Genomic DNA, 17,097 nt, shown 5'->3' on the forward strand with positions numbered 1-17,097 from the left:
AGCCCCTATGACTGTCACGCCCCAGCGCCGTGCCCCATGGGCGGCCGTCTCAGAACGGAGGGCCAAGGCCGTAGCCGCCAAGCCCGCCGGCGTTGCCAGCCTTGTGCCGGCAGCCCTCTCCCTGCCTCGGGCTCAGGCGCTGCATCGCCCCCGCCGCGGTGAACCCATCCCCTCCTCGCCACCGGGTCGTCGCTGGGGCACGATCGGCTTCATGATCGTGATCCACCTGCTGGCCGTGCTGGCCCTGCTGCCCCAGTTCTGGAGCGTGCCGGCCGTCACCTCCATGCTGGTGCTCTATTGGGTCACCGGCTGCCTGGGCGTCACGCTCGGCTACCACCGCCTGCTGGCCCACCGGGCCCTGCGGGTGCCCCATTGGCTGGAGCGCTTCTTCGCCACCTGCGGCGCGCTCAGCTGCCAGCACGGTCCGATCGACTGGGCCGGCCTGCACCGCCACCACCACAAGTTCTCCGACACCGACGCCGACCACCACAACAGCCACAAGGGCTTCTGGTGGAGCCACATGGGCTGGATGATGGAAGAGATCCCGGCGATGGCCGCCGTGCCCCGGCTCACCGGTGATCTGGCCCGCGACCCCTACTACCGCTGGCTGAACACCAACTTCCTGCTGCTGCAGGTGCCCTTGGGCCTGCTGCTGTTCTGGATCGGCACGGTCACCGGTGCCGGCGGCTGGGCCCTGGTTCTGTGGGGCATCCCGCTGCGCCTGGTGGTGCTCTACCACTGCACCTGGCTGGTGAACAGCGCCACCCACTGCTGGGGCAGCATCGCCCACGTCAGCGGCGACAAGTCACGCAACAACCCCTGGGTGGCGGCGCTCACCTTCGGTGAGGGCTGGCACAACAACCACCACGCCTTCCCCCACTCGGCCCGCCACGGTTTCGGTCCCCGTCAGTTCGACCTCACCTGGCAGCACATCCGGCTGCTGAAGGCCCTGGGCCTGGCCACCCAGGTGCGCCTGCCGAAGGCCGCGGCAGCCCTCTGACTTAAGCTGTCGGATTGCCTGAGCGGCACGCCACCCCGGCGGTGGCCCCCGCTCATCGATCCGCCCAGCGGCACTCCCTGTTTCCCTAACCCGATCCCATGGCCAAGCGTGTATCCGTTGTCCTCAGCGAGGACATTCTCAGCCTCGGCAAGGACGGTGAGCTGGTGGAAGTGGCGCCCGGCTACGCCCGCAACTTCCTGCTCCCCCAGGGCAAAGCCGTTCCCGTCACCCCGGCGGTGCTGCGCCAGGTGGAGCACCGCCGCGCCAAGGAGGCCGAGCGCCAGGCCGTGCTGCTGCAGGAGGCGGAAGCCTTCCGCACGGCTCTGAACACCATCGGCCGCTTCACGGTCAAGAAGCAGACCGGCGGTGACGACGTCCTCTTCGGCACCGTCACCAACGGCGATGTGGCCGAGGCCATCGAAGCGGCCACCAAGAAAGAGGTCGACCGCCGCCATATCGAGGTGCCCGAGATCCACCGCACCGGCTCCTACAAGGTGCAGATCAAGCTCCACCACGACGTGGTGGCCGAGATCAACCTGGAAGTGGTCAGCCACTGAGCGCCAGGCGGCCTCGCCGCCCGCTCTTTCCATGTCCCGCCGCCAGGCCCTTGAGGGTTCTGGCGGTTTTTTTGTGGGCTCGCGCGGCGGCTGCAACGGCCCCGCCGCCGCCCGCACGGGGCACCAACGCACACCGGAGCGTCGGCCGGGAACCCTTAGCCTGCCGCCATGGTGAGCGTCCCTTTTCCAGCTGCGGACGGCCCCGGTGCCGTGCCCACGACCGCGCCAGGCGGGGCGGCGGGCGGTGCCGGGCCGTTCCGGCGGCGCGGGCGCGAGCAGGACGAAGCCCGCTTCGAGGCCCTGCCCGACCAGCTGCCTCCCCAGAACCTGGAGGCGGAGGAGGCGGTGTTGGGCGGCATCCTGCTCGACCCCGACGCCATGGGCCGCATCGCCGACGTGCTGCGTCCGGAGGCCTTCTATCTCACAGCCCACCGGGAGGTGTACCGCACCGCCCTGATGCTGCACAGCCAGGGCAAGCCCACCGACCTCACCGCCATGGCCGCCTGGTTGGCCGATACGGGCCAGCTGGAGAAGGTGGGCGGCACCAACCGGCTGGTGGAGCTGGTGGAGCGCACGCTCAGCACCGCCTCGATCGACCAGGTCGCCCGCCTGGTGATGGACAAATACCTGCGCCGTCAGCTGATCCGCTCCGGCAACGAGGTGATCCGGCTGGGTTTCGACCAGTCGAAGCCGATGGAGCAGGTGCTCGATGAGGCGGAGCAGCAGATCTTCGCGATCAGCCAGGAGAAACCGTCGGTGGGGCTCACCCCCACCGCCGAAATCCTCACCAGCACCTTCAACGAGATCGAAAGCCGCTCCGTCGGCACGTCGATGGCTGGCATCGCGGTCAACTTCTACGACCTCGACGCCATCACCCAGGGCCTGCAGCGCAGCGATCTGATCATCGTGGCGGGTCGGCCGGCGATGGGCAAAACCTCGATCGTGCTCAACATCGCCAAGAACGTGGCCCAGCTCCACCAGCTGCCGGTGTGCGTGTTTTCGCTGGAGATGAGCAAGGAGCAGCTCACCTACCGGCTGCTTTCGATGGAGGTGGGGATCGAGAGCGGCCGGCTGCGCACCGGGCGCCTGCAGCAGGAGGAATGGCCGCTGCTGGGCCAGGGCATCAACACCCTGGGCCAGCTGCCCCTGTTCATCGACGACAAGCCGAATGCGGGCGTGCTGGAGATGCGCTCGCTCTGCCGGCGGCTGATGGCCGAGCAGGGCAAGGAGCTGGGCCTGATCGTGATCGATTATCTGCAGCTGATGGAGGGCTCCACCCCCGACAACCGCGTGCAGGAGCTGTCGCGCATCACCCGGGGCCTCAAGGGCATGGCCCGCGAGCTGAACGTGCCGGTGATCGCCCTTTCCCAGCTCAGCCGCGGCGTGGAGAGCCGCACCAACAAGCGGCCGATGCTGAGCGATCTGCGTGAATCGGGCTCGATCGAGCAGGACGCCGACCTGGTGCTGATGATCTACCGCGACGAGTATTACAACCCGGACACGGCCGATCGCGGCATCACCGAAGTGATCGTCACCAAGCACCGCAACGGCCCGGTGGGCACGGTGAAGCTGCTGTTCGAGCCGCAGTTCACCCGCTTCCGCAATCTGGCGAGCCCATCCGGCGGCTGAGCAGCTGCGCCGGCAGGCTGAGGGCGATCAACCCGGCGGCGATCAGGCTGTTGGTGCTGTCGCCGATGGCGGCGCTGATCAGAAAGGCCAGCGAGCCCAGCCACACCACCGCCGCGCTGAGCGGGTAGCCCCAGGCCCGCACCGGGCGCTCCAGGTCCGGTTCACGCCAGCGCAGCAGAAACAGCGACGTGATGCCGGTGAAATAGAGCAGCACATAGAAAAAGACGGACACACCCAGCAGCAGCTGGAAATCGCCGCAGAGGATCAGGGTCGCCGTCACGGCGGTGGTGAGCAGCAGGGCCGCATCGGGGGTGCCGCCCGCATTCACCCGCGCGAAGACGGGCAGGAGCAGGCCATCGCGGCTGAGGCCGAACAGGATGCGCGGCGCACACATGATCACCGTGTTCACCAGCCCGATCGAGGACAGCAGCGCCAGGGCGGTGATCAGCTGGGCGCTGAACGGCCCGAACAGGCGGGCGGCAGCGTCGGCCAGCGGCAGGGTGGAGGCGGCCATCGCCTCCAGCGGCAGCACCTTGAGCAGGGCCACGTTCACCAGCAGGTAAACCCCCGTGACGGCGACCACGCCGCCGATCAGGGAGCGGGGCAGGTCGGTGGCCGGCGCGGTGAACTCCTCAGCGAAGTAGATCGGGCTCTGCCAGCCGTCGTAGGTGGTGATCACGGCCTGAAGCGCGAACACCCCGGCGGCGGCCAGGGCCAGCGGGGTGCCGCTCGGGGCCATCAGCGGCGTGCTCGTGCTGGCGGCGGGCGGGGCCACCAGCAGGCAGGCGCCGATCAAGGCCAGAAAGGCGACGGCCTTGAGCAGGCTGAGGATCTGCTGGCTGAGGCTGCCCGCCCTCAGGCCCAGCCGTTGCAGCAGGGCGAAGCCCACCAGGGTGAACAGGGCCACCGCTTTGCCGCCGGGGGGCAGAGCCGGCACCAGGCCGCGGGCGAACTCCCCGATCGTGATCGCCACCCAGGCCAGGCCGGCGCAATGGCCGAGCCAGTCGATCCAGCCCACGGCAAAGCCGGCGCGATCGCCGAGGGCGCGGCGGGCGTAGATCGTCCAGCCACCGGCACGGGGCAGGGCCGCTCCCAGTTCCGCCACGGCGAAGGCACCGCAGAGGGCATAGAGCCCACCCACCAGCCAGGCCAGCAGGATCAGCGGAGCGCTGCCCAGCTGGGCCGCCACCAGCCCCGGGGTGCGCAGGATGCCGGCACCCATCGAGCCGCCCACCGCCCCAGCCAGCCCGAAGCCCAGCCCGAGGATGTGCAGCAAGCCGCCGGCGGCGGCGGGCGGCGCGGGCGCCTGGGGCTTGGGTTCCATCTCAGGCCCCACGGCGGCTCCGAAGCGTAGGGCCGGAAAGCGGCTGTCATGGCCCTCCCGCAGGGGTGAGGGGGCGGCCGAGGCCGACGGTGCCAGCTTTGCTGCGGATGCCTTCAGGCCAGGATGAAATCCGCTGGCGTCGCACCGAACACCTTGACGGTTTCGGTGGTCATGCCATCGGAGATGGCGAAGATCCCCCCGATCCGCCCCACGACGGACAGCGGGCCGCTGCCCACGACCGTCAGCCGGTCACCCTCCGAACGGTTGTAATCCACGATGTAGTCACCGTTGATTTCGCCGAAGCGCAGCAAGAAGGTGTCAGCCCCCTGCCCGCCGCGCATCGTGTCAGCGTCGACACCGCCGTCAATCAGGTCGTCCCCGCTGCCACCGGCCAGCCTGTCTCTCCCCGTGCCGCCCCGCAGTCGGTCAGCGCCCGATCCGCCGCTCAGCCGATCATTCCCTGCGCCCCCATCGGCCACGTCGTTGCCGGCGTCGCCGGTAATCAAATCGTTTGCGCCATTACCGAAAAGGAAATCCTGGCGGTGGTTGCCGAAGATCAGGTCCCTACCAATGCCACCAGACAGCCCATCGCCCTCCCTCCGCGCTTGTCCAACACCAAAGACAGACTTGGCGAGCAGAAAATCCGCCTGGGTGAGCTTGGGGGAATCGAGGCCGCCTATGACGATTTCGATGTCTTGCCCATTGGCTCCGCGTGCGAAAGCGCCGGGGCCGATGATGTCAAGATCGGACGCCGTCGTGCCGAGTGGGCGGAGGTCGATTTTGTCCCCGCTTCCACCCTGGCCGTCGAAGTCGGTGATGAAGACGGACCCTCTGCCCGCCGCGGCGGGGGCGGCGCCGGTGATCTGGAACACGTCGGTTCCACCATTGCCGGTGAAGGTGAAGATGTCTCCACCGTCATTGACATTGGAGAGATAGCCGCCAAGCGTGTCGTTCTTCGCCGATCCGATCAGGCCAACGAAGTTCGTGGCGGCGAACTGCAAGGAGAAGAAGGGGAGGGTGCTGGTGCCGATGGCATCGCCCTCGGCGTCGCCGCCGCTGCTGATCGCGCCATCTTCGAAGATCTGCACGCTCACCCCGTCTTCGGATCCCTGGTAGCTGAGGGTGACGCCGCCCACCGCCTCAGCGAGGAGAAAGTCGGCGCCATTGCCACCCTCGATCACGGAGCCGGAGGCGGCACGGATCCAGTCGTTGAGCGGGCCGCCGATGGCGTTCTCGATGCTGGTGAGGATGTAGCTGTTCGTCACCGCGTTTTGGCCAGTGCCCGGGAAGGGTGCCGGCCCGACCGGGGCAGAGAGGTCGAAATCGTCAGACAAAGGCCGTTCGGCGGCGTAGCCGAGTACGAGATCGACCTCAAGTTGCATGGGTGATGGAAACCCAGATTCATCCTTGATGTAGAAGACGGAGAAGGTGTCACTGCCCGTGCCCCCGTCGAAGCTTCCGGCTGTGGTACCGCCAATGAGCAGGTCATCGCCGTCACCACCCGCGATGTTCTCGGGTTGGGCGCCGCCGCCCTTGGGCGCGCTTGTGAAGCTCCAGATGACGTCGTCGCCGTCGCCGCCGTCGAGCGTGTCTTTCCCCGTGGTGCCGTAGATCAGATCGGCACCACCGAATCCATAGATATAGGCCGGCTGTCCAACTCCAGACAGGTTGGCTGTGGTGAGCTGCGACGGGTCGAGGATTATTTCATTGCCCGAGAGCACGTCGTTGTAATTCGTCCCGGCGAGGACCCCATTGCTCGAGAGCCTGGTCATCACCAGTCCGCCGATCGCACCGTACATGCCCACCAACGATCCACTGGGCAGCTGTGCTTGTACCGGCTGGAATCCGCCGTTGGGCAGTTCGCTGAGAAGTCCTTTCGTGTTGGAGGAGGGGTTGTTGGTGGAGAGGTTGCTGAAGGTGACGTCGCCACTGGTTGAGACCAGGAAGGATGACTGGGTCAAGTTGAAAATGTTCTTGAGCACCTGCTCCGTGTTGCCACTCACCGCGAGGTTCATGTCGGCGATGAAGTCGGCACTCAACTGGAGATAGGCATAGGAGACGCCGCCGGCTGAAAACACCAATGTTGGTGCCCCGGGGACCAAGCCAGGAGCCTGGAGGTTTGTTTCGACGCTGACGCTGAGACTCTCGAAGACCTCTTGTTGCAGCGGGAGTTGCAGCACATCCTCGCGCGGGTCGAAGTCGGTGACAATCATCACGTCCTGATTCGCAGGCGTTGAGCTCGCGAACAGGTCCCCGAGAAGACTGACAAAAAGGCTGATCAGCGGGCCCACCTCAGGTACAACGACACTGATGGAGGCGGCCAGGAAGCCGGTCTCGATGCCTGCCGCTTGTGTGGTGGGGCTGGGGGGGGTGGATGCGGTTTTGATGCCAGTCTGGAAGGCACCCCTCAGGCTCGCATTGGCAACGTCGAGGCCCAATCTCAAAAAGAAGTTGGACCAGAACGCGGAACTGGAACTCTCTTGGTTATAACTCAGCAGGAAGACGTCGGCGCCGTTGCCGCCGGTCAACACATCCTGGAAGCCGGCTGCGCGGGGTCCACCATAAAGGAAGTCGCTGCCATCACCTCCCAGGAGGGTATCGGATCCATCACCGCCGAACAGTTGATCGTTGCCGCCATCGCCTGATAAAAGGTCGTTGCCGGCATAGCCGTTGAGGATGTCGTTGCCGTCGCGGCTGGTGTCGTAGGGGGCAAGGTCGATGAGTAACGGGCCGAACCCCGGGTTGTTGAGGAAACTGTTTGTCGTGTCGCCGAACAGGATGTCTTCGTCAAACCCGCCATTGATGGTGTCGTTTCCGGAGCCGCCATAGACAACGGTGGCGCCAGTAAGTTCGGGGTCGGTTTCTGTGGAAGGATTGAACTGATCGTCGCCGTTGCCGCCGAAGAACACCACGGGCCGCGATGCAGAACTCCCGCCTATGGCGTTATTCGTAGCAAAGTTGACAAAGGTGTCGTCGCCCTCGCGGGCCTCAAAGGTCCCGGCATTGTTGGTCCAGATGGTGTCGGAAGCGGTGCCGGTGTCATCCCCGATTCGGAAAACGAAGTACTCTGTGTAGGGCCAGGGATTGAAGCCATTATTGCTGGTCCTGATATCGACGTTGTATCCCCCTGGCTGGTTCGCGAAGTAATTCAGATAGTCCAGGCCGTCAACTGGATCTGGATTGACGATCGCGCGCTTCCAGCCTTCGTCGTTTCGCGTGGCTTGGGTGACGTTAGTTGTCATGAATGCTTGCGCTTGGCCGCATGAAGGAATTTACTTGGGAGTGATTTTATCCGAGTGTTGGTACCTCAAAAAGGCTGAAGCTCCGGCCTGCACAGCCCTATGGGGTTCGAACGGTTGCTCCAGCCTCAGAAGGATGGCCGACCGCCGAGCACGACCCCGCCCTGGCGGTGGAGCTGCGCTGTGTTGCAGCCGACCACCGCTGGGGCCTCGTGGACAAGTGCATCGTTCATGCTCACCTCCACCATGAACAGGGCAACGTCCACACGGCGCGTGATGGTGCTCTCGAGGATGGTGTCGCCGACGTGTCGGCTCCAAACGGGGAGGCCTTCGCCTTCTCCCTCCTCAAGGTCGCTCCCTCCTTGCACGACAGTCCAGCGCTGACAGTCCAGCGCTGCAGGCCTCCCCTCCCTTCAACTCGGTAACGGTCATGACAACGCTGCCGCTGTGCTGGGGGGAGCATTCGCGAGCGGAAGAAGCTTCTAGGGTTCCGGTCTGCGTCTGTTCGCATCAGCGAGCCGGCATGGGCGTCTGGTCCGAGAGAGGCTCACCGGGGTCACCCGGTTGCACGGAGGGATAAAAGCCCGGGAGACCGCACCCCCCACCTCCGTGTTCCGCCATGACAGCAACCCCAGGGCCTGAAGAGGCCTTTGACCGCCGCAGCTCCAGCACAGGCGCCGGCCAGCAGGGCGCCGAGGCGCTCGAGAAGGAAGCCCGTCTGCCGCTCACCGGTTGGCAGCAGGAGGTGGACCAGGGGCTGCGCTATGGCCTCGAAGCGGCCGAGAGCATCGTTGACCGGCGCATCTCCACCTTCTCGCGCGGTGAGCTGCCCCACTACGCGGGCATCAACACCTTCATGAAGGCGCCCTACATCGAAGACGTGAACCGCGTCGGTGACTTCGATGTGGCGATCGTGGGCATCCCGCACGATTGCGGCACCACCTACCGCCCCGGCACCCGCTTCGGCCCCCAGGGCATCCGCCGCATCTCCGCGCTTTACACCCCCTACAACTACGAAATGGGGGTGGATCTGCGCGAATCGATCAGCCTCTGCGATGCGGGCGACATCTTCACGATTCCCGCCAACAACGAGAAGAGCTTCGACCAGATCTCCAAGGGGGTGGCGCATGTGTTCGCCAGCGGCGCCTTCCCGATTCTGCTCGGCGGTGATCACTCGATCGGCTTCCCCACCGTGCGGGGCGTCTGCCGCCACCTCGGCGACAAGAAGGTGGGCATCATCCACTTCGACCGCCATGTGGACACCCAGGAGATCGACCTGGATGAACGCATGCACACCTGCCCCTGGTTCCATGCCACCAACATGGCCAACGCGCCGGCCGAGAACCTGGTGCAGCTGGGCATCGGCGGCTGGCAGGTGCCGCGCGAAGGGGTGAAGGTGTGCCGCGAGCGGGGCACCAACGTGCTCACCGTCACGGACATCTGCGACATGGGCCTGCAGGCCGCCGCGAAGTATGCGATCGAGCGTGCCACCGATGGCACCGACTGCGTCTACATCTCCTTCGACATCGACTGCATCGACGCCGGTTTCGTGCCCGGCACCGGCTGGCCGGAACCGGGCGGCCTGCTGCCACGGGAAGCCCTCAAGCTGCTGGAGCTGATCGTGCGCAACGTGCCGGTGTGCGGCCTTGAGGTGGTGGAAGTTTCCCCCCCTTACGACATCAGCGACATGACGTCCCTGATGGCCACGCGCGTGATCTGCGATGTGATGGCCCACCTGGTGGTGAGCGGTCAGCTGCCGCGCAAGCAGAAGCCAGCCTGGCTGCATGAGGCCTGCAACATGAACGTCGACCAGAAATGGAGGTGAGCCATGCATGAAGTGGACATGACCCGCTGCCTGCTGCTTTCGCTCGAAGAGTGGAAGCAGGAGCACCATCCCCACGTTCCCTGCGTGCAGGTGGTGCATCTGCAGGTGGGCACGTTCACCTGCGTGGAACCCGCCGCGCTGATGTTCACCTACGGGGCTGCGGTGCAGGGCAGCTGGCTGGATGGTTCGGAGCTGCGCATCGAATCGGTGCCGCTGCGGGCGCGCTGTGTGGCCTGCGGCAGCGACTACAGCCCCGACCCTGCCCAGGCCTACCAATCCCCGTGCTGCCACCACCCGATGGAGGAGATCCTCTCGGGCCGTGAGCTGAGGATTCGCAGCATCGATTACACCTCCCCCGCTGTACCCGCAGACCGGGCTTCCATCCTTTCCGCCTGAACGCCATGCACATGCCCCTGGAAGACACACTCGGACGCAACCTGTTGGCGGCCAATCAACACCGTGCCGACCACAACCGCGAGCATTTCGATGCCTGGAAGCTGCTCTGCCTGAATGTGATGAGCAGCCCCGGCGCCGGCAAGACCTCCCTGCTGGAGCGCACGATCACGGCCCTTTCCCCCGAGCTGGCGATGGCGGTGCTGGAGGGCGACATGACCACCCAGCTGGATGCCGACCGGCTGGCAGCGGTGGGGGTGCCGGTGGTGCCGATCACCACCGGCCGGGCCTGCCATCTCGATGCGGCGATGGTGAGCGGCGGCCTCACCCTGCTGCAGCAGCGGCTCGATCCTGCGGCGCTGGATCTGCTGTGGGTGGAGAACGTGGGCAATCTGGTGTGCCCGGCGGAATTCGAGGTGGGTGAACACCTCAAGGTGGCGCTTCTGAGTGTCACCGAAGGCGATGACAAGCCGCTCAAGTATCCGGTGATGTTCCGCGAGGCCGATTGTGTGTTGATTACCAAGATTGATCTGCTGCCGTATGTGCCGGTGGATGTGAGCCGCATCGAGGAGCATGTGCGGGCGGTGAATCCCCGCGCCCAGGTGTTCCGCGTGTCGGCAGGCACGGGCCAGGGCATGGGCGAGTGGCACCGCTGGCTGCTGGCCACGGTGCGTGAGCACGCCGCCAGCCAGCCGCCGGCCCTGGTGAACGCCTGATGGAGCTGGCCAGCCCATCGGCACCGCTGCCGGCGACGCCATCGGCGCCCCAGCCGACGACCGCAGGCGTGGGGGAAGACGTGCAGGTGGATCTGCTCAGCCGCGGCGTGACGTATGCGCTGGCCAGCTTCGTGGACATCCACGGCAACGGCAAGGCGAAGGCGGTGCCGCTCGATCACTTCGCCTCGATGCTGTCGGGTTCGGAGCTGTTCACTGGGGCGGCGCTTGATGGCGTGCCGCAGGATGTCAGCGACGACGAAGTGGCGGCCATCCCCGATCTGGCCAGCGCCACAGTGTTGCCCTGGCGCCGTGATGTGGTGTGGCTGGCCAGCAGCCTGCAGCTCAACGGCGCCCCGTTCGAGGCCTGCAGCCGCCAGATCCTGACGCGGGTGTGGCAGCAGGCGGCGGCGCTGGGCTACCGCTTCAACCTCGGCATCGAAACCGAATTCTTCGTGCTGCGCCGCCAGGACGATGGAACCCTGGTGCCGGCCAGCGGCCGCGACACGCTCGATAAACCCTGCTACGACCTGGGCGGCCTGCTCGACAACCTCGACTGGCTCGATGAGCTGGTGCAGAGCATGAATGGCCTGGGCTGGGGCGTGTATTCCTTCGATCACGAAGACGGCAACGGCCAGTTCGAGATCGATTTCGCCTATGCCGAGGCGCTCACCATGGCCGACCGGCTCACCTTCTTCAAGCTGATGGCGAAGGAGATCTGCCGCCGCCATGGGCTGATCGCCAGCTTCATGCCCAAGCCGTTCGCGCACCGCACCGGCAGCGGCGCCCACTTCAACATGTCGCTGGCCGATGTGCAGAGCGGCGCCAATCTGTTCGATCCCGGCAGTGGCGAACCGGGTGCGATCACCCCGCTGGCGGAGCAGTTCATCGCCGGGGTGCTGCGCCATGCCGCTGCGATCTGCGCCGTGATCGCCCCCACGGTGAACAGCTACAAGCGGCTGGTGGCACAGGGAAGCATGAGCGGCTTCACCTGGGCGCCGGTGTTCATCTGCCACGGCAACAACAACCGCACCAACATGCTGCGCATTCCTTCCGCTGGCGGGCGGGTGGAGTGCCGCGCCGCCGACAGCTCCTGCAACCCCTACCTGGGTGCGGCGCTGATCCTGGCGGCAGGTCTGGAGGGCATCCGCGAGCAGCTGGTGCCGCCCCCCGCCAACCGGGTGAATGCCTACCGGCTGAGCGCGGCGGAGCGGGCCGAGCGCGGGTTGCACACGCTGCCGCGCCACCTGGGCGAAGCGGTCGAGGCGTTTGCCGCCGATCCGCTCTGCCGTGAGGTGTTCGGGCCCGCAATGTTTGATGCCTTCGTGTCACTGAAGCGGGCGGAATGGGAGGCCTATCACGGCGCGATTTCGGCCTGGGAGCTGGAGCACTACCTGGAGTTCTTCTGACATGCCAGCCCGCGCCAGCCCCAGCACCTGCCGCCTCCTCTAGCCCCCCCCGGCTCCGGCTCCATTCCCCCCCACACCCGTTTCTTCATGACCGCACCTTCCCGCTTCCGCTTCCCGCGCCTCAGGCTGCGGCGCACCACCAGCCTGCTGCTCACGGCCCTGCTGGGCGGTGGCCTGCTGGTGGGCTGCCAGCAGCCGCCGGCGGAAACCTCGGCATCGCCGGTGCGCATCGGTTACAGCGCCTGGCCGGGCTGGATCCCCTGGAAGGTGACCGAAGAAAAGGGCTTGTTTGAAGCGGCGGGCGTGCCGGTGACCCTGCAGTGGTTCGACGGCTATCTCGATTCGATCAACGCCCTCAATGCCGGCCAGCTGGATTGCAACAGCCAGACCTTGGGTGACACGATCAGCTCGATCGCCGGCGGCGCCGCCCTCACGGTGGTGCTCACCAACGACAACTCCACCGGCAACGACCAGATCATCGCCGCCGAAGGCATCAAGAGCGTGGCCGATCTGAAGGGCAAGAAAGTGGCGGCGGAAGAAGGCACCGTCGATCACTATCTGTTGCTGCTGGGCCTGAAGAAGGCGGGCCTGAGTGCCTCCGACATCACCTTCGTGCCGCTGGAAACCGGCGCCGCCGCCGCTGCGTTCGTGGCCGGCCAGGTGGATGCGGTGGGTGTGTTCGCGCCCTTCACCACCCAGGCGCTGAAGCGTCCGGGCAGCACCACCTTGTTCTCGTCGAAGGATTTCCCCGGCTCGATCAGCGACCACCTGGTGTGCCGCACCGAATTTGTGGAGAAGAACCCTGAGCAGCTGCAGAAGGTGGTGAACGCCTGGTTCGCCACGCTGGCGGAGATCAAGGCCAACCCGGCCCCGAGCCTGGCGATCCTGGCCGCCCGTGCTGGCGTGAGCGAGGCGGAGTACACCGAGTACGACGCCGGCACCACGATCTTCACGCTGGAGCAGAACCGCCAGGCGATGAAGCCGGGCGAGACGATGGATTCGCTGCCGTTCGCCGCCGCCCAGATCAGCACCTTCCTGCAGGAGGTGGGTCTGGCCAAGACCCCGCCGGATCTCAGCAAGCTGTTTGATCCGCGCTTCGTGGATGCGGCGCAGTGAAGTTGAGCGCGGGCCTGCGGCGACGCCTCGACCATCCGTGGGTGCTGGGTGTGCTCGGCATCCTCACGGTGCTGGTGGTGTGGCAGCTGATTGCGGTGAGTGGCAGCGTCGACAAGCTGTTTCTGCCCAGCCCGGCGGCGGTGTTGGCGGCGGGCTCCGCCCAGGCGGAGGCGGGCATCCTGCTGGCCGATGCGATCGCCAGCATCGGCCGGGTGCTGGGCGGCTATGCGCTTTCGATGCTGGTGTCGTTGCCGCTGGGGATCGCGATGGGCAGCAACCGGATCATCTGCCGGCTGCTGGAGCCGTTGATCGGCCTGATCCGCTACATGCCCGCGCCGGCCTTCATCCCGCTGCTGATCATCTATTTCGGCCTGGGGGAGCTGCCCAAGGTGCTGCTGATCTTCATCGGCACCTTGTTCTTCAACACCTTGATGATCATGGATGCGGTGAAGTTCGTGCCGGCCGAACTGCTGGAATCGGCCCTCACCATGGGTGGGCGCCGCTTCCAGATCCTCACCCGCGTGGTGACCCCCTTCATCGCTCCCCAGGTGCTGGATGCGTACCGCATCAACATGGCCGCCGCCTGGAACCTGGTGATCGTGGCGGAGCTGGTGGCCGCCAACGAGGGGCTGGGCAAGCGCATCAGCCTGGCCCAGCGCTTCCTGCGCACCGATGAGATCTTCGCGTACCTGATCGTGATCGGGTTGATCGGTCTGGTGATCGATCTGCTGTTCCGACTCGTGTTGCGCCGCACCTGCCGCTGGGCCATCTGACATGCATCTTTCGCTCACATCGGTGTGCAAATCCTTCGGGCAGGGCCGTGCTGCCAAGCAGGTGCTCGACACGATCAGCTTCGACATCAAGTCGGGGGAATTCGTGGCGCTGGTGGGCAGCTCCGGATCGGGCAAGAGCACGGTGATGCGCCTGATCGCCGGGCTCGATCGGCCCACCAGCGGCACGATCCTGATGGACGGCCGTCCGATCACCGGCCCCGGCCACGACCGCGGCATGGTGTTCCAGAAATACAGCCTCTATCCGTGGATGACGGCGGCCGACAACGTGGCCTTCGGCATGAAACTGCAGGGGCGGCCGGCAAGGGAGGTGCGTGAGCGCACCGGCTATTTCCTGGAAGTGGTGGGCCTGCAGGATGCGACAGGGCGTCTGCCACGGGAGCTGTCCGGCGGGATGCAGCAACGGGTGGCGATCGCCCGTGCCCTGGCGGCCGATCCGAAGGTGATGCTCCTCGATGAACCGTTCGGCGCCCTCGACCTGCAGATCCGCGAATCGATGCAGGAGTTTCTCTATCAGCTGTGGAACCGCACCGGGCTCACCGCCCTGCTGATCACCCACGACCTGGAGGAGGCGCTGCTGATGGCCCAGCGGGTGCACATCATGGCGCCGCATCCGGGCCGGATCGTGCGCACGGTGGAAGCCGAGCTCGACCGCAGCGATCTGGGCGCGCTGCGGGTGGACCGCCGTTTTCTGGAGGTGCGCGAAGACCTGGCCCGCTGTCTGCGGGGGTTGAGTCAGGAGGCGGTGACGCCGCTGCCGCCGGTGTGATCGCTGCCGCCATGCAGCAAGGCGGGCTGGATGCCGAGATAGACGGCCTCGCGGTAGAGCGCCTGCTTGGCGCTCACGTTGCCGGTGTGCATGGCGGCCCGGTAGCGGCGCTGCAGCGACACGAGCATGGCGTGGTGGTGAGGATCGCGAAGGGTGCGGGGCATGGCCGGGCCGGGCGGATTGAACGCCCAGTGTCTGTTCATTGTGAACAGATTCTATGGCTGTGACGGGCGTTCTGGTGGGGGTCAGCCGCGTTTGCGGGCCACGTGAAAGGCGGAGTGGCCGGTGAGCTCCACGCTGCCGCCGGCCTCGGTGTCGATGAGGCGGCGCAGCTCGGCGAAGAGGGCCTCACGGGGGCCGGGCTCCAGGCGCAGGTAGGGGGAGTAGGTGCTGAGCAGGGCCAGGTAGTGCTCCGCCGTGTAGCGCAGTTGCACCTGCACGCGCCCGCCCTGCGGGGTGGTGAACAGGGCGGGATCCACCAGCTGCCGCACCAGCGCCTCAAGGACCGCCTGCTGCTCGGCGTCGCTCTCGCGGCGGTGCAGGTGGGGGGCGAAGCGGGCATAGCTGGCGGCGAAGCGTTCGTGCAGGGCGAGCGAGGGTTGCAGCTCCTTGTTCCAGAGCAGGATCAGGGCGCCTGCGGGCTTGAGCGCCCGGGCGGCGGTGCGCGAGCCGAGGCCGGCGGGGATCCAGTGAAAGGAGCTGGCGGCGAGCACGGCGTCGAAGGCCTGCTCCTGCACCGGCCACTGCTCGCAGGCCAGCGGCTCGATGCGCACGCGCCCGAAGCCGGCGCAACGCTCGCGCGCCAGCGCCACGAAGGCTGGGTTGGGTTCCAGGGCGGTGATGGCGCAGCCGAGCCGCGCGAAAGCCACGGTGGCGGTGCCCGGCCCGCAGCCCAGCTCCAACAGCTCTGAACCATCGCCCACCCCGGCCAGGGCCGCCACCTGCTCAATCACCGCCGCCGGATAGCCGGGTCGCACAGCGTCGTAGGCGGCTGCAGCCGGCACATACCAGTCGGCCCGCTGCTGCAGCGGCAGGGCAGCGGTGCTGCTCACGATCCGCTGCTGCTCGTTGCCGGCGGGAGCTTCAGGCTCTGCACCCGGAATGGCCTCCGCCGCCGGCTTCCAGCGCTCCAGCGCCGCCTGCAGCGCGCCCGCCAGTGCGGCGGCTTCGCGGGCACCGGCGAGGCCCTGCAGCTGGACGGGTGGACGGCGCTCGCTCCAGAGCAGCACCTGGGGCTCGGGCTGGTGCAGCGTCAAAGCGGCCACCACCACGCGGGTGGGCAGGTGAACGGCGGCATGGCCGGTGCGCCACACGCCCACGCGTTCGGCATCGATGCGCAGCTCCTGCCGGCTCCAATGGCGGTAGCTGCCGAAGCCGGCAGCACCGAGCGCCGCCACCACCAGCAGCGCCTGGATCACGCTCCCGTCGGGCAGGGCGAGCGAGAGCAGGCCGGGCAGAGAGAGATCGAGCACGAGCGTGGTGGGGGCGGTGAGGCCCAGCCGCGGACCCAGCATCCAGATCAGAAAGCCGCCGTACTTCACCATCACGGTGTTGAGCACGGCGAGAAACAGCAGGTAGCCGCCCTGGTGCACAAACGCCCGCCACCACTGCGAGGCGCTCACGGTGCTGCGGTCGCGGAAGATCCGGGTGGCGCCGTCTTCCTCCACCACCGCCCACACGCTCGCCGGCGGCCCCGCTTCCTCCAGGCCGTCCGCCCCGTCGGTGTCCGCCAACCGCAGCGGCAACGCCAGCTTGCGGGCGAGGGCAAAGGCGCGCTGCCAGGCGAGCGCGAGTGTGGGCTGACGGTCGAGCAGCAGCTCGCGGGCAGGATCCTGCACCGCCAGCAGCACATCCCAGCCCTGCGGACGGGCTTCGCCGAGCGGCAGGGCGAGCGGGGCGGCGCGGATCAGCACGGCGGACAGGGCGTGGTGCTGCAGCTCCAGCTGCTCGTGGCTGCCGGCGGATTCACACCGCCAGGACAGCCGATCCCCCCAGCGCTCCAGCAGGATCCGGCAGTCCGGCCGCCAGGAATGGCCGAGCTGGTTGGCGAGCAGCTCCAGGGGCAGCAGGAACAGCAGCAGGCCGATCACATACGGAACGACCCCTTCCAGGGTGGCCCAGAGGCAGAAGGCGGAGAACAGCAGAAAGGCGAGCAGGTTGCCGAGCTGGCTGTCGAGCGGCTGGTTGGCGATCAGCTCCTGCCACAGCAGGCCTTCGAGCGTGCGGCCGAGCAGGTGAACGTAGCGGCGCAGCACCAGCAGGGGAAACAGCAGCAGGCCGAGGCCATTGCGTTCGAGGCGGCGAATCGTGGCGCGCCACTGCATGAACGAAC

General features: G+C 66.9%; 14 protein-coding genes and 1 riboswitch. Of the genes, 10 read left to right on the top strand and 4 right to left on the bottom strand.

Annotated elements, in window-relative coordinates; genetic code table 11:
- Positions 1-7 precede the first annotated feature (7 nt).
- The 3 genes from ACWJI3_RS05570 to dnaB all read left to right on the top strand — a co-directional run bounded on the left by ACWJI3_RS05570 (position 8) and on the right by dnaB (position 3,186).
- A complete protein-coding gene (locus tag ACWJI3_RS05570; RefSeq protein ID WP_480203136.1) occupies positions 8-1,000 on the top strand; it encodes an acyl-CoA desaturase in 993 nt (330 codons plus the stop codon).
- A 98-nt stretch (positions 1,001-1,098) separates the two neighbouring features.
- Entirely contained in the window at positions 1,099-1,557 is a 459-nt protein-coding gene (gene rplI / locus ACWJI3_RS05575) for a 50S ribosomal protein L9 (RefSeq protein ID WP_094511377.1), read from the top strand.
- A 168-nt stretch (positions 1,558-1,725) separates the two neighbouring features.
- On the top strand, positions 1,726-3,186 hold the full coding sequence (gene dnaB, locus ACWJI3_RS05580; RefSeq protein WP_094511379.1) for a replicative DNA helicase: 1,461 nt from the start codon (positions 1,726-1,728) through the stop codon (positions 3,184-3,186).
- On the opposite strand, the gene ACWJI3_RS05585 is transcribed toward dnaB, so the two are convergent.
- Together ACWJI3_RS05585 and ACWJI3_RS05590 are read right to left on the bottom strand one after the other, a co-directional pair.
- Positions 3,146-4,510 (bottom strand): APC family permease, encoded by a 1,365-nt coding sequence (locus tag ACWJI3_RS05585; RefSeq protein WP_480203137.1) that lies wholly within the window; start codon positions 4,508-4,510, stop codon positions 3,146-3,148. The two genes, dnaB and ACWJI3_RS05585, sit on opposite strands and share 41 nt — an antisense overlap.
- A gap of 113 nt (positions 4,511-4,623) precedes the next feature.
- Entirely contained in the window at positions 4,624-7,752 is a 3,129-nt protein-coding gene (locus ACWJI3_RS05590; RefSeq protein WP_480203138.1) for a calcium-binding protein, read from the bottom strand.
- Positions 7,753-8,220: 468 nt separating this feature from the next.
- Positions 8,221-8,342: riboswitch (guanidine-I (ykkC/yxkD leader) on the top strand.
- 26 nt (positions 8,343-8,368) lie between these two features.
- Here ACWJI3_RS05590 and speB point away from each other — a divergent pair.
- From speB to ACWJI3_RS05625, 7 genes are all read left to right on the top strand, one after another.
- A complete protein-coding gene (gene speB, locus ACWJI3_RS05595) occupies positions 8,369-9,574 on the top strand; it encodes an agmatinase (protein WP_480203139.1) in 1,206 nt (401 codons plus the stop codon).
- Positions 9,575-9,577: 3 nt separating this feature from the next.
- Entirely contained in the window at positions 9,578-9,970 is a 393-nt protein-coding gene (locus ACWJI3_RS05600) for a hydrogenase maturation nickel metallochaperone HypA/HybF (protein WP_480203140.1), read from the top strand.
- A 5-nt stretch (positions 9,971-9,975) separates the two neighbouring features.
- Entirely contained in the window at positions 9,976-10,683 is a 708-nt protein-coding gene (hypB, locus tag ACWJI3_RS05605) for a hydrogenase nickel incorporation protein HypB (RefSeq protein WP_255100357.1), read from the top strand.
- Complete coding sequence (gene glnT / locus ACWJI3_RS05610; RefSeq protein WP_480203141.1) at positions 10,683-12,089, top strand: type III glutamate--ammonia ligase; 1,407 nt, start codon at positions 10,683-10,685, stop codon at positions 12,087-12,089. The genes hypB and glnT overlap by 1 nt, the downstream gene beginning before the upstream one ends.
- 87 nt (positions 12,090-12,176) lie before the next feature.
- On the top strand, positions 12,177-13,205 hold the full coding sequence (locus tag ACWJI3_RS05615) for an ABC transporter substrate-binding protein (protein WP_094511394.1): 1,029 nt from the start codon (positions 12,177-12,179) through the stop codon (positions 13,203-13,205).
- A 2-nt stretch (positions 13,206-13,207) separates the two neighbouring features.
- Positions 13,208-13,978 carry an ABC transporter permease gene (locus ACWJI3_RS05620; protein WP_480203142.1) on the top strand — a complete coding sequence of 257 codons (771 nt, stop codon included), beginning with the start codon at positions 13,208-13,210 and terminating at the stop codon, positions 13,976-13,978.
- Between the two features lies 1 nt (position 13,979).
- Complete coding sequence (locus ACWJI3_RS05625) at positions 13,980-14,765, top strand: ABC transporter ATP-binding protein (RefSeq protein ID WP_480203143.1); 786 nt, start codon at positions 13,980-13,982, stop codon at positions 14,763-14,765.
- On the opposite strand, the gene ACWJI3_RS05630 is transcribed toward ACWJI3_RS05625, so the two are convergent.
- Both ACWJI3_RS05630 and ACWJI3_RS05635 read right to left on the bottom strand, forming a co-directional pair.
- Positions 14,732-14,929 (bottom strand): hypothetical protein, encoded by a 198-nt coding sequence (locus ACWJI3_RS05630; RefSeq protein ID WP_094511406.1) that lies wholly within the window; start codon positions 14,927-14,929, stop codon positions 14,732-14,734. The two genes, ACWJI3_RS05625 and ACWJI3_RS05630, sit on opposite strands and share 34 nt — an antisense overlap.
- Before the next feature lie 81 nt (positions 14,930-15,010).
- Positions 15,011-17,089: a class I SAM-dependent methyltransferase gene (locus tag ACWJI3_RS05635; RefSeq protein ID WP_480203144.1), complete on the bottom strand. Its 2,079-nt coding sequence runs from the start codon at positions 17,087-17,089 to the stop codon at positions 15,011-15,013.
- Between the last annotated feature and the right edge of the window lie 8 nt (positions 17,090-17,097).

Source organism: Marcopretia estuarina LEGE 06307, from assembly GCF_056633115.1.

What these genes read in the sequence shown, in the direction of transcription:
- ACWJI3_RS05625 (WP_480203143.1), top strand. Translation starts at nt 13,980, where the DNA reads ATGCATCTTTCGCTCACATCGGTGTGCAAATCCTTCGGGCAGGGCCGT.
- rplI (WP_094511377.1), top strand. Translation starts at nt 1,099, where the DNA reads ATGGCCAAGCGTGTATCCGTTGTCCTCAGCGAGGACATTCTCAGCCTC.
- ACWJI3_RS05635 (WP_480203144.1), bottom strand. Translation starts at nt 17,089, where the DNA reads ATGCAGTGGCGCGCCACGATTCGCCGCCTCGAACGCAATGGCCTCGGC.
- ACWJI3_RS05590 (WP_480203138.1), bottom strand. Translation starts at nt 7,752, where the DNA reads ATGACAACTAACGTCACCCAAGCCACGCGAAACGACGAAGGCTGGAAG.
- ACWJI3_RS05570 (WP_480203136.1), top strand. Translation starts at nt 8, where the DNA reads ATGACTGTCACGCCCCAGCGCCGTGCCCCATGGGCGGCCGTCTCAGAA.
- dnaB (WP_094511379.1), top strand. Translation starts at nt 1,726, where the DNA reads ATGGTGAGCGTCCCTTTTCCAGCTGCGGACGGCCCCGGTGCCGTGCCC.
- speB (WP_480203139.1), top strand. Translation starts at nt 8,369, where the DNA reads ATGACAGCAACCCCAGGGCCTGAAGAGGCCTTTGACCGCCGCAGCTCC.
- ACWJI3_RS05615 (WP_094511394.1), top strand. Translation starts at nt 12,177, where the DNA reads ATGACCGCACCTTCCCGCTTCCGCTTCCCGCGCCTCAGGCTGCGGCGC.
- glnT (WP_480203141.1), top strand. Translation starts at nt 10,683, where the DNA reads ATGGAGCTGGCCAGCCCATCGGCACCGCTGCCGGCGACGCCATCGGCG.
- ACWJI3_RS05585 (WP_480203137.1), bottom strand. Translation starts at nt 4,510, where the DNA reads ATGGAACCCAAGCCCCAGGCGCCCGCGCCGCCCGCCGCCGCCGGCGGC.
- hypB (WP_255100357.1), top strand. Translation starts at nt 9,976, where the DNA reads ATGCACATGCCCCTGGAAGACACACTCGGACGCAACCTGTTGGCGGCC.
- ACWJI3_RS05600 (WP_480203140.1), top strand. Translation starts at nt 9,578, where the DNA reads ATGCATGAAGTGGACATGACCCGCTGCCTGCTGCTTTCGCTCGAAGAG.
- ACWJI3_RS05630 (WP_094511406.1), bottom strand. Translation starts at nt 14,929, where the DNA reads ATGCCCCGCACCCTTCGCGATCCTCACCACCACGCCATGCTCGTGTCG.